This window comes from Paenibacillus sp. FSL H8-0283 (assembly GCF_045040675.1).
Taxonomy (GTDB): Bacteria; Bacillota; Bacilli; order Paenibacillales; family Paenibacillaceae; genus Paenibacillus; species Paenibacillus amylolyticus.
Genome location: NZ_CP150295.1, coordinates 5,343,605 through 5,355,720, shown reverse-complemented (window position 1 = coordinate 5,355,720; position 12,116 = coordinate 5,343,605). Strand labels below are relative to the sequence as shown.

Sequence of the window (12,116 nt, the reverse complement as noted above, 5' to 3'; positions counted from 1 at the left end):
AAATGAAAGGAGCACATCCCATGGCCGGAATCATTCTGGAAATGAAAAACATCACCAAAACCTTTCCTGGCGTCAAAGCGCTGGAAAATGTCAATCTGAAAGTCCGTGAAGGCGAAATTCATTCCATATGTGGTGAAAATGGCGCAGGTAAATCTACGTTGATGAAGGTACTGAGTGGTGTATATCCACATGGCACGTATGAAGGCGACATTTTATTTCAGGGCAAAAATTGTGAGTTCAAGGATATTAAGCAGAGCGAGGATCTGGGAATCGTCATTATCCATCAGGAGTTGGCCCTGATTCCCTACCTTTCAATCGCGGAAAATATATATTTGGGCAATGAGCGTGCCAGCAGAGGAATTGTCAACTGGAAGGAAACTTTTGTAGGTACACGAGAACTGCTCTCGAAGGTGGGACTGAGCGAAAATCCAAACACGCTGGTATCCAGCATCGGGGTAGGCAAGCAGCAACTGGTCGAAATTGCGAAAGCGCTCTCCAAAAAGGTGCGGCTGCTTATTCTGGATGAGCCAACCGCTGCGCTGAACGAGGACGACAGTGAAAATCTGCTGCAGTTGATGCTGGAATTCAAGAAACAGGGTATCGCCTGTATCCTGATCTCACACAAGCTGAATGAGGTATCCAAGGTATCCGATTCGGTGACTATTTTACGGGATGGCAAGACAATTGAGACATTGGATATGAAGAAGGACAAAGTGACGGAGGACCGGATTATTAGCGGAATGGTAGGACGTGATCTCACTAGCCGTTATCCGGAGCGTCATGCGACTATTGGTGAAGTTATCCTTGAGGTAAAGGACTGGACGGTATATCACGAACATTATGCCGAGCGGAAGGTACTGGATCAGATCCATATGAATATCAGACGTGGTGAGATTGTAGGTATTGCCGGGCTGATGGGCGCTGGGCGTACCGAACTTGCCATGAGTATATTTGGCAAATCCTATGGCCGGAATATTTCGGGTCAACTCATTAAGAATGGTAAACCGATCCACAACAATACCGTCACAGAGGCTATTCAGAATGGGTTTGCTTATGTGACAGAAGACCGCAAGGAATACGGACTCATTCTGATGGATGACATCAAGCGCAATATTTCCTTGACGGGTCTGAGCAAGCTGACGCGAAACGCGGTAGTGAACGAGCGTGAAGAAGTACTGGTAGCGGAAAAGATGAAGAAAAGCATGAACATCAAAGCTCCAAGTATTTTGCAGAAGACCGGTAATCTGAGTGGAGGCAACCAGCAAAAAGTGGTGCTCAGCAAATGGATTTTTGCCGGACCAGATATTCTTATCCTGGATGAACCTACCCGAGGTATTGATGTGGGAGCGAAATTCGAAATCTATACGATCATTCATCGGCTTGCTGCTGAAGGCAAGGGCGTACTGGTAATCTCATCCGAGCTTCCGGAGGTTCTTGGCCTGTGTGACCGGATCTATGTGATGAATGCCGGACGAATCACCGGTGAAGTCAGCCGGGAGCAAGCATCGCAGGAAACGTTGATGAGATATATGACCAAGTCTGGAGGCGGCAAGCATGGAAATGATAACAAAACTGTTCAAAAATAATATCCGTCAATACGGTATGATTATTGCCTTGGTAGTGATTATGCTTTTGTTCGAGGTACTTACAGGCGGGCTGTTGCTCAAGCCGATTAATATTACAAATTTGATTTTGCAGAACAGTTACATTTTGGTGCTGGCGATCGGAATGGTGCTGGTCATCATTACCGGGCATATTGACCTGTCTGTTGGTTCCATTGCAGCTTTTGTTGGTGCCGTTGCCGCGATTATGATGGTTGATTGGCAGCTTCCGGCTTGGCTTGCAGTCATCGCTTCCTTGCTGGTTGGCGCTTTGATCGGTGCATGGCAAGGCTTCTGGATCGCCTATGTGCGAATTCCGGCATTTATCGTGACGCTGGCAGGTATGTTGCTGTTCCGAGGCTTGACGATGATCGTGCTGGAGGGACAATCGATCTCTCCTTTCCCGGGGGGATTCCAGAAAATAAGCTCTGGCTTCCTGGCGGACATTCAATTCTCAGGTTTTGGTCTGGTATCTATCATTGTGGGTCTTGTGCTCACTGTCTGGTACATTGTCAATGAATTGCGGGAACGCCGTTCCCAGCGAAAATATGGATTTGAAGTCGTGTCACAGGGACTGTTCTTGCTCAAGTTGATTGTGGTGGCTGTTGTGACAAATCTGTTTACGTTTGTACTCGCAAGTTATGCAGGTATTCCGAATATCCTGGTCCTGCTGTTTGTCCTGATCGTTGTGTACTCCTTCGTTATGAATCGTACTGTCATGGGAAGGCATGTGTATGCGCTTGGAGGTAATGAGAAGGCCGCAGGTCTGTCCGGAGTCAAAACAAAAAAGGTAACCTTCTGGGTTTTCGTGAACATGGGTACACTTGCCGCGGTATCCGGGTTGATCTTCGCCGCACGTCTGAATGCAGCTACGCCAAGAGCGGGTACCAACTTCGAGCTGGATGCCATTGCGGCCTGCTTCATCGGTGGTGCTTCCGCTTCAGGGGGCATAGGTACGGTATTTGGTGCCATCATCGGTGGTTTGGTTATGGGTGTGCTGAATAACGGGATGTCCCTGATTGGTCTCGGTATTGACTGGCAACAGGGGATTAAGGGATTGGTACTGCTGCTCGCTGTAGCGTTTGATATCTATAATAAAAATAAAAGATCAGCGTAACACTTGGTAAAATGAAAAAACAGACCTTGATCTCAGAATCAGGTCTGTTTTGCTGTATGCACAACTTAGTTACATTAAGGCATCGAGGAAACGTGTGGCGATGCCAAAATAGATAAACAGGGACAAGATATCATTCAATGTGGTGATTAACGGGCCAGAGGCAACAGCCGGGTCGACTTTGAAACGACTAAGCAGAAGCGGGATGCATGTACCGGTCAGTGTACCAATGACAAGAGTGAGGAACAGAGATACCCCAATAATGGCGCCCAGTAGCCAGTCCCCTTGCCAGAAATAAGCGATGACGGTGATCAGTAATCCACATACCAAGCCGATCATTATGCCTACCTTGATCTCCCGACCAATCAGTGCGAGTACGGTGGCTTTGTCGAGTTTGCGTCCGATCAGTCCGCGTACCACAACAGCCAGAGACTGCGTTCCTGTGTTACCGGTCATACCTGCAATCATCGGCATGAAAAATGCCAATGCCACAACCTGATTGAGTGTATCCTCAAAGAAATCAACAATACTTCCCGAGATTAGACCAATCAATAGAAGCAAGATGAGCCAGGGAAGCCTGCGTCTGACGGCCACGAGTGGTTTGGTATCAAAGTCGATATCCTTGCTGCCGCCCCCCATCTTGGCCAAATCTTCACTTGCTTCATCCATAATAATATCGATGACATCATCCATCTGAATGATACCGCATAACCTGTGATTTTCATCCACCACCGGAAGTGCAATAAACTCATAACGCTGTAGAAGCTGTGCTGCTTCTTCCTGGTCCATATCTACCGTTGCATGGATCACCCGCCGGGTCATCAGTTCTTCAACCTGGGTCTTATCGTCAGCCAGGGCAAGGGATCGATAACTCACGACACCGACCAGTTTGCCTTCATTATCGGTTACATAGAGATAACTGGAGGCTGAGATATGCATGGTACCTTGCGATTGTCGTAAGGCTTCCTTGGCTGTCTCATGAGCGAGCAGGGTCCGATATTGATCTGTCATGATGCGTCCTGCCGTTTCCGGCGGGTAATTAAGCACGGATCGGATAATGGCAGAGTGATCCAGGTTCATGTTGGAAAGCAATTCTTCTCTGCGTTTGGCAGGCAAATCGTGCATGAATCGGATCAGATCACTTTTGTCCATCTGCTGCATGACTTCAAGCGTTCGTTCCGGCCCAAGTCGTTCAAACAGTTGAATCTGTTCGTGCAGCTTCAAGGTCTCGGCGAGATCCGCCAGAGCATCGGGTTTGAACAGGAGCAGAAACCGATTGGTTTCTTCTTCAGGGAACTTTTTATATACAAGTGAGAGGTCGTAGGGATGTAGTTCTTTCACCAATTTATAGAAATCGGGAAGGTTCCGGGATTGTACATGTTGCACGAGTTGTTCGGTGATCTCCTCCACGGAGAAATCTTTCTTGGTATGAGGTCCGTTCATATCGACACTCCTTTCTATTCGGTCAGCTTCATATTTTTAAACGAAATGGGTTGAAAGTCAAACAACGAAGGGAAAAAGGGAGCGCCAAAAATAATATTGTAATCTTGCTCACCTATTCGATATGGGCTTACAAACAGCCGCTTCAAGGATATACTTGTTGTACAGCAACAGACGAGGAGGACATGCGCTAGTGGAAGTAGATATCAGAACACAATTGCTCAGCATGGTTGAGCCGGAGTATCAGAAATTCTCGGCTGCACTTATTCCCAACATTACGAATGTACTAGGTGTAAGGTTACCAGCCTTACGAAAAATTGCCAAGCAGCTTGCCGCCGGGGACTGGCGCACGTATCTGGAAACGGCAGAGGATGAATATTTTGAAGAAGTGATGTTGCAAGCGATGGTCATTGGACATGTACAGGCTGATCTGGACGAACTGTTAAAGGCTATTGAAACATTTGTACCCAAGATTGACAACTGGTCGGTGTGTGACAGCTTCTGTGCGGGACTGAAATATACGAAGGTTCATTCGGAGCCCATGTGGGCGTTCTTGCAACCCTATCTGAGATCTGATCAGGAATATGAAATCCGGTTTGGTGTGGTAATGCTGTTGAATTTTTATCTGAATGAGAGATATATCGATCAGGTTCTATCCGCATTGGATCAGATTAGGCACGAGGCGTATTATGTGAAAATGGCAGTTGCTTGGGCCATCTCAATGGCTTATGTGAAACAACCTGAGGTGACTATGCGTTATCTGAACCATAATACCCTGGACGATTTTACGTATAATAAGGCACTTCAAAAAATCACGGAATCTTATCGCGTTGATCCAGAGAGCAAGCAGATGATCCGTAGTATGAAACGTAAGGTGAAGAAGCAGATTACCTCCTAGTTCTAGCATTAAGCATTCCACCAGGGAGAGGGCGGTAAACGAATGAGAAAAAAGTTGATGTACACCACGATGCAGTTGGACGGTCGTTCATGGGTGCTGCTCGCTACGGAACAGGGATTGTGCCGAGTGGTCATGCCAAACGAAACATTGGAAGATTGGAACGGCTGGATACAGAAGGTTGCACCTGGCGTGGAACTGGAGGAGAACGAACATGCTCTGAAACGAACAGGTATGATGGACTGGTTGCTGTCCTATTTTGCAGGAGAATCCATGGCTTATACAGATGCGATCCCACTGGACTTGATCGGAACGAACTTCCAACAGGAGGTATGGAGAGAGCTAGGGCGTGTGCCTTATGGTGAAATTCGGACCTATGGTGATATAGCTGCTGCAATTGGCAGACCTTCGGCTGTGCGAGCAGTTGGGGCTGCCAATGGGGCCAATCCAATTCCGGTTCTGTTACCATGCCACCGCATTATTGGGGCTAATCGCAAGCTGACCGGGTTCCGTGGAGGCCTGGAGATGAAGCGCAGACTACTGGATATCGAACAGATTGAAGGCGTGACCGATGGAGGGCATGCGCGGTTTCATTTTTAATAGACTCACGTAATCAAGAAGATTAAGGTGAGTGGACGGTGCAGGCACGTATTGTGCCTGTTTTTTTACATGTATTAAGGTAGAGTAATACAAACGTTCCGCATATGGAACACCAACGTTTTACGTATTTTTGCCCTGTGAAACCGTATGGTACCATGGATCATAGATCAATCGGTATCCGGGGGACGTAATGCCGGGTAAGAAAAGAGGGGTGACATGATGAAGCAGGCTTATTGGTTAACAAACGTGACTGTGGAGCGGAGTTATGTTCGGGAGGGAGAACAGGTGATGGGGACACGGACAAGCCCCGCTCATCTGCGGATTAAAGATGGAGTGATCGCGGAGATTGTGGAAGGAAACAACCCGTTATCTAGGTATCTACCACAAGTAGATGGCAAGGGACTTCTGCTGTTGCCTTCGTTCGAGGAGGCACATATTCATCTGGATAAAACTTACTACGATGGGCCGTGGACAGCCGTTAAGCGTATCTCCAGTATTTTCGAACGTATTGAAGAAGAAAAGGTTCTGTTGCCCAAGTTGCTACCAGATGCAACGCGTCAAGCGGAGAGTATTCTGACCTTGATCCAGGGGTACGGCTCCACTCATGTACGTAGTCATTGCAATATTGAACCCGTCAGTGGCTTGAAAAGACTGGAAGCGACGCGGCAGGCTCTGGAATCATTTTCGGGCAAAATCTCTTCGGAGATCGTGGCTTTCCCGCAGCATGGACTGCTTCGCTCCCATTCAGTGGAGCTTATGGCCCAAGCGATGAAGGAAGGTGCAACGCATGTGGGCGGACTTGATCCTCATACGGTGGACGAACAGATCGAGAAATCACTGAACGCCATGGTTGAACTGGCTGTTCAGCACCAGGCGGGCATCGATATTCATCTGCATGATGGTGGGCAGGCCGGCAAACAAACGCTGTTGGAACTCGCAAATCTGACCGAAGTAGCAGGACTTCAGGGTAAAGTTACGGTCAGTCATGCGTTCTGGTTCGCCCGCGCAGAGCAGCAGGAAGCAGAAGATATGGCGCAGCGAATGGCCTCGCTTGGGATGAGCATTGCTTCCACGGTGCCCATTGGCAGAACGATGATGCCTCTTCCCATGCTCCACCGTATGGGTGTAAACGTGAAGCTGGCCACAGACAGCCTGACGGATCATTGGTCTCCTTTTGGCAATGGGGATATGCTTGAGAAAGCGGGACGATTCGCAGAACTGTACGGATATAGCGACGAACTGTCCTTGTCTCAATCTTTGGCATGGGTAACAGGCGGGATTACACCGCTGGATTCACAAGGGGAACAAGTCTGGCCGAAGGTAGGCGACACCGCGAGTTTTGTATTGGTGCATGCGAGTTGTTCGGCGGAAGCCGTTGCGCGGCGATCTGCGCGGCAGGCCGTATGGTACAAGGGGCAATTGGTCAGTGGATCAACAGCGGATTGAGGGAAATAGAGCGGGTGCAGCCACGGGAAACCGTGGTTTTTTGGCATGGGAGAAAAAGAGGAAAGAACTGTTCGCATATACCACATTTTGGGTTATGATGGACGTAGTTAATGAAGGGAGTATTACAAATGAAGATTAAGTATGCAACGGAAGCTGACTACGACTACATCATTGAAAGAGATCGGCATATCCATCAGCCACTTGTGAAAACGAAGATTAGTGAGAAAGAAATATTCATCCTATGGGACGAGGACGAGGGATCAAGAGTTGGATGGATGAGGTACGGGTACTTTTGGGATAACCTTCCCTTCATGAATATGATCTGGATTGATGAACCCTATCGAAACGGCGGATATGGAAAAAAAGTGGTACATCACTGGGAAAATCTAATGAAGCAACAAGGCTTTGATACGGTGATGACTTCAACGCAATCAGACGAACATGCGCAACATTTCTATCGAAAGCTGGGGTATGTTGATGCAGGGGCTCTATTGCTGGATACACAACCTTTGGAGATTATATTGATCAAGAAAATCTAGTAAATAAGCTGCAAGGAGAGATGATTGTGGATGTGAAAAAAGTAAGCCTACAACCTATAACCAAAGAAAATGAACTCGAGTGCATCCACCTTAAACCACGGGAAGATCAGCTAGATTTGGTAGCTAGCAATGCGGATTCATTGATTCATGCGACGAAGGAGATTACGTCCAAACCATACGGCATTTTGGCAGAGGATCAGATGGTTGGTTTTATTTTATTTGATAACGAGATATACAATGACGGGTATTACTGGATTTTGCGCTTCATGATTGACGAGAAGCACCAGGGGAAGGGTTACGGCAAACTTGCTATTCAAGAAGTGGTTCGTATGTTGCAAGAGAGAAGTGACTGCCAGCAAATCAGGGTATCCCATGTTCCGCATAACATTGCGGCAAATGCGCTGTATAAAAGTTGCGGATTTCAGGACACGGGTGAATTCGAGGACAACGGTGATATCATTTTAAGTTATCAAGTGAGGTAACAGGGAGGGGAAGCTTGATGATAAGAGAGGCAGAGGCTAGGGATGCAGCGGTTATTGAAAGGCTTTATAAAGAATTATTGCCGAACAACTTAAACACGAAGGTACTGGCAGAACGGATTGAAGAGGTTCGGAATAACCCAAACAGTTTCTTGTTTGTGTATGAAATGGATGATCAGGTGATCGGCACGGCTCATTTACATATTTGTCTGGATGCTTTGGTGGAAAATAGACCATTCGGCGTAGTTGAGCGGTTTATCATTACGGAACATGTGCAGAGCAAGGGATATGGATCTGAATTGATGAAACATATAGAGCATGTATGTGTGCAGAAAAATTGTGTGAAGGTGTTTCTTACGAGCGGATCATCCAGAAACGAAGCACATCACTTTTATACGAAATTGGGGTACAACGGAGAATCCAGCAAGGCATTTAAAAAGTATTTATAACTTATAACATTCATCAAGGAAAAGGAAGTAGAAGCAAAGAAATGAAAGATAACAAACATCCGGTTCAAGATCTCCGACTCATCGTTACCTTGCTCGTGGCTACTTTTTGTTGTCTAGGTGTTGTGATGTATTTACGTGCCCAAACAGATAGGAATATGTATCAATTTTTAAGTTGGGACATGTTCCTGGCATGGGTACCATTCATCATCTCATCCTGCATTAGATACATATTTAATAAGAAATTAACCACAACGAGCATGATATGTATGGGGCTGATGTGTGGAGTATGGCTCTTTTTTCTGCCCAATGCGTCCTACCTTTTTACGGAGATTCTGCATTCATTCAGATATTTTGATGCTCAAGGGGAGGTTAGATTTTGGGTTAATATTGATTTTTGGTATGGACTCACTCTGACGTTTGCCGTAGCGATCATCGGATTGCTACTCTCGACTTGTTCGATCATTCAAATCCATGGCATGTTAAACAAATTAATAAATAAGTACATTAGCATGATGGTTGTCGGTGTTATTTTGCTATTGAGCAGTATAGGGGTTTACATTGGGAGATTTAATCGGTGGAATTCGTGGGATATATTATCCCGACCTGGGAAGATCTTCGTGGATCTTGTGAATGATTTTAATGCAGCGAACAGCATAATGGTTGAGTTTGTCGCCATTGTATTTACGGTTCAACTTTTTGGCTACGTTATCGTATCTTTGCTAGCCGCAAGGTCGGGCAACTAATTATTCCATTTGAAAGGGTGAAGGAGGCAATATCACACGATGGGTAATCTTAATTTTATCGATAAACTTCCTCACATTAGTGAATGCAAACAGATTCTAAAGGCGGCAGCTATGTTGGATGCCATTTTGATGCCGGAATGGGAGTACAGGTATTACTCGTATAATTCCCAGTGGGACACGAATGAGCAAATGGCATCCATGAGAGATGGGCAAGGAGATCATTATTTTGCAATATTCAGTCCGAATGGGCTGATTATTAAAGGCTTTGATAAAGAGTATGCACTTCAGCATAAGGTTGATAGGAGTGAGGTGGTAAAAAGCGTTCCAGAAGCATTTAATACTTTTGTGGTAGAGCCGGCATTTGTAATGGAACAGACGACGTTCTGTATTTGGAGTGTGGCGGATCAGGAAGGGTGGGCTGCGGGCACGAAGCTTAGGGATCATGAATACGAACTGTTAGAGATTTTGGTAGGCGGCGCGAAATATTATCATGCTTGGGCACAGGATTACTACGAGATAGCGTTGGAAATCAAACTGGTTGAACAGGTATTTGATATGAAGCCGATCGATGAGGTCTTACTACAGCAATTAAATGATGAACTGAAATTAAGTGATATCGAAGGTGAAATTGCAGAAATTGGATACCCGGATAAGGATATGAAGGTGTGAAGGCGATAACCCAAGAAATCACGGAAGAATTATTGGCTGTGATGGATATGTACCAAAGAATCGCGCGGCAATTGATCGACCAACTGATATTGGAAACCGATCAACCTGATCGGGCGGAAATTCTCGCAGGTGCGTACCATTTGCTGACCAATGCGGATGTAATCCACGGAGAAGAAGAATTAACGGGAAACTGGTATTTTGATGTTCACGGCGAGCACTGTATGTTCAAGAATACAGAAACAGGGCAGACATTAGAGGTTTTCCTTGGTAGTCTTCGTATTTCGAGAATCCGTTTAAGGACATGTTGGATTTCTTCGAACGTATGGAGACACAGCATGTGTTAATTCATATTCACGGGGTGGCGTATAGAAAAATGATTTGATTGCTTGCCATTTAATTAAAACTGAGGAGGAATTACATATGGGTTTAACCGAGTGGTCTACAGATATTCTTCAATATGATCTGTCGGATGAATATTCGATTCGCAAAGCTGATTTTGCTGAATGGGGATTATATTGCACGGTTTATTATGATATGCGTTATGTCGGATTTTTCAGAGAAGAAGAGTTTAGTTCTTCCAAGATCAGTGCGTACTGGATTTACAAAGGGGAAAGCAAAATAGGTGGCGTGAGAATGGAGCCTAACCGGATGTATCATTTGTTTTTTATCCCGCCATTCCAGCAGTGCTTTGAGGTATTGAAACTTCTGAAGCATAAATTATTACAGTGGTCGGATCGCAGCAAACGCATTCTGACCTTTGAGATTCTTCCAGACCAAGTTGATCTATATGCAAGAGCAGGATTCTGGCCAGTGGAGTTCAGATGTCGCTGGATGCAGCGCCCAACAGATCATTTTGAAATCGAATGGGACAGCAGGGTAACTGTGAAGAGTCCAGAAATTATTGAAAGTGAAACCGGCACCAAAAAATATGTGAATGAAGATGAAATTGCTCAATGTGACCTGGAGAGTTTTGCAGGAAGTCTTGAAGCTACACGAAGAAATAAAACCTCCCTTGCAGATTTTATACCAAGTGATGACCCTAATTATACCAATGAAATTCTGACCGAAGCGTCCACGCTTGTATATGACAAGGAAACGGGACAGCTTATTGCAAATTGTCGCTTGTGCTTGCAAGATAACCAGGCTGCTGTGTATAGCATAGGTGTTCGTCCGGCATATAGAGGAAGAGGGCTTGCTACACTGATGTTACAGAGAGCATTAAATGAACTTAAGGGTCAATATCCCGTTCTACGATTGTATGTGATGCAAGGAAATGATGCGGAGTCCGTATATCTGAATCTGGGCTTTATTCCGGGTGTACAGGAGATTCAGACGATGTATATTCCTGAGGAGGAATCACAATGAAGGTTGCCATCTTAACCGATATTCATGGGAATGTTCCTGCACTGCAAGCGGTATTAGCTGATATTGATTCCAGAGAAGACATTGAACATACATTTTGTTTGGGGGATATGATCGGTATTGGCCTGTACTCCAATGAAGTGATCGAGATGTTGTACAGCCGCGAAAATATGATAGCAATTTCAGGGAATCACGAAGAGGCCGTATTGAGTTTGCTTCAAAATAAGGGTCCATTAGAAGGGCACAAAGGCATGGCCGAGCATCACGAATGGATTGGTCGGCATTTGAGTGCAGAATCGATCAAGAAAATTCAAGCTCTACCGAAATTCGTTGAAAAAGAGGTAGAAGGACATCGGTTCCTTTTGACTCACTATCATATGAACAACGACAAGTTGGATGTCATCGATAAAGAACCATCCAGGACCAAATTGGATGCAAGATATCAGGGAACGGCCCATGATTTGGTTTGTTTTGGTCATTATCATATTCTTCATTATTATAAGACAGATCAAAGAGTATATATGAATCCGGGCGCTCTAGGCTGTAACGATCTTGCCATAGCTAGATATGGCATTGTGGATCTCCAAGAGGGCAAAGTGGACGTGAAATTCATTGGCGTTCCATATGACAACATGGAGTATCTTCAATCGTATGAACGGTTGAACGTTCCGGATCGGGCTTTTATTTTGAAGGCATTCCATGGGAATCAGTTGGAGAGAGAGGATATAGACGGCAGTAAACGTTCATAGCAATGTGCTGCTATTTTGGAAAGGAGAGAT

Annotated in this window: 14 protein-coding genes; 13 read left to right on the top strand and 1 reads right to left on the bottom strand. The window is 45.6% G+C overall.

Translation table 11 applies throughout. The annotated features are described in order from the left end of the window. The first annotated feature begins 20 nt into the window (after positions 1-20). Positions 21-1,586, top strand: coding sequence for a multiple monosaccharide ABC transporter ATP-binding protein (gene mmsA / locus MHI52_RS23650; RefSeq protein WP_405157756.1), 1,566 nt, complete (start codon positions 21-23; stop codon positions 1,584-1,586). Next, positions 1,555-2,718 (top strand): multiple monosaccharide ABC transporter permease, encoded by a 1,164-nt coding sequence (gene mmsB / locus MHI52_RS23645; protein WP_036674453.1) that lies wholly within the window; start codon positions 1,555-1,557, stop codon positions 2,716-2,718. The genes mmsA and mmsB overlap by 32 nt, the downstream gene beginning before the upstream one ends. A gap of 69 nt (positions 2,719-2,787) precedes the next feature. Here mmsB and mgtE read toward each other — a convergent pair whose 3' ends face one another. After that, positions 2,788-4,158 carry a magnesium transporter gene (gene mgtE / locus MHI52_RS23640; protein WP_051447459.1) on the bottom strand — a complete coding sequence of 457 codons (1,371 nt, stop codon included), beginning with the start codon at positions 4,156-4,158 and terminating at the stop codon, positions 2,788-2,790. Positions 4,159-4,348: 190 nt separating this feature from the next. Here mgtE and MHI52_RS23635 point away from each other — a divergent pair, with 190 nt between their 5' ends. The 11 genes from MHI52_RS23635 (at position 4,349) to MHI52_RS23585 (ending at position 12,086) form a co-directional block, all read left to right on the top strand. After that, positions 4,349-5,053 (top strand): DNA alkylation repair protein, encoded by a 705-nt coding sequence (locus MHI52_RS23635; protein ID WP_047844001.1) that lies wholly within the window; start codon positions 4,349-4,351, stop codon positions 5,051-5,053. A gap of 42 nt (positions 5,054-5,095) precedes the next feature. Next, positions 5,096-5,650, top strand: coding sequence for a methylated-DNA--[protein]-cysteine S-methyltransferase (locus MHI52_RS23630; RefSeq protein WP_405157755.1), 555 nt, complete (start codon positions 5,096-5,098; stop codon positions 5,648-5,650). Positions 5,651-5,869: 219 nt separating this feature from the next. After that, complete coding sequence (locus MHI52_RS23625) at positions 5,870-7,096, top strand: amidohydrolase (protein WP_405159419.1); 1,227 nt, start codon at positions 5,870-5,872, stop codon at positions 7,094-7,096. 128 nt (positions 7,097-7,224) lie between these two features. Then, a complete protein-coding gene (locus MHI52_RS23620) occupies positions 7,225-7,635 on the top strand; it encodes a GNAT family N-acetyltransferase (RefSeq protein WP_405157754.1) in 411 nt (136 codons plus the stop codon). 26 nt (positions 7,636-7,661) lie between these two features. Continuing rightward, positions 7,662-8,117: a GNAT family N-acetyltransferase gene (locus MHI52_RS23615; RefSeq protein ID WP_405157753.1), complete on the top strand. Its 456-nt coding sequence runs from the start codon at positions 7,662-7,664 to the stop codon at positions 8,115-8,117. 17 nt (positions 8,118-8,134) lie between these two features. Then, entirely contained in the window at positions 8,135-8,563 is a 429-nt protein-coding gene (locus MHI52_RS23610) for a GNAT family N-acetyltransferase (RefSeq protein ID WP_405157752.1), read from the top strand. A 155-nt stretch (positions 8,564-8,718) separates the two neighbouring features. Beyond that, entirely contained in the window at positions 8,719-9,306 is a 588-nt protein-coding gene (locus MHI52_RS23605; protein ID WP_405157751.1) for a DUF1361 domain-containing protein, read from the top strand. A 39-nt stretch (positions 9,307-9,345) separates the two neighbouring features. Further along, positions 9,346-9,975: a hypothetical protein gene (locus MHI52_RS23600; protein WP_405157750.1), complete on the top strand. Its 630-nt coding sequence runs from the start codon at positions 9,346-9,348 to the stop codon at positions 9,973-9,975. Then, the gene (locus MHI52_RS23595; protein ID WP_405157749.1) at positions 9,972-10,319 is read left to right on the top strand and encodes a hypothetical protein; all 348 of its coding nucleotides are present in this window, start codon (positions 9,972-9,974) and stop codon (positions 10,317-10,319) included. The genes MHI52_RS23600 and MHI52_RS23595 overlap by 4 nt, the downstream gene beginning before the upstream one ends. Before the next feature lie 76 nt (positions 10,320-10,395). Next, positions 10,396-11,340 (top strand): GNAT family N-acetyltransferase, encoded by a 945-nt coding sequence (locus MHI52_RS23590; RefSeq protein ID WP_405157748.1) that lies wholly within the window; start codon positions 10,396-10,398, stop codon positions 11,338-11,340. After that, positions 11,337-12,086, top strand: a complete 750-nt coding sequence (locus MHI52_RS23585) for a metallophosphoesterase family protein (RefSeq protein WP_405157747.1) — start codon at positions 11,337-11,339, stop codon at positions 12,084-12,086. The genes MHI52_RS23590 and MHI52_RS23585 overlap by 4 nt, the downstream gene beginning before the upstream one ends. Positions 12,087-12,116 lie beyond the last annotated feature (30 nt).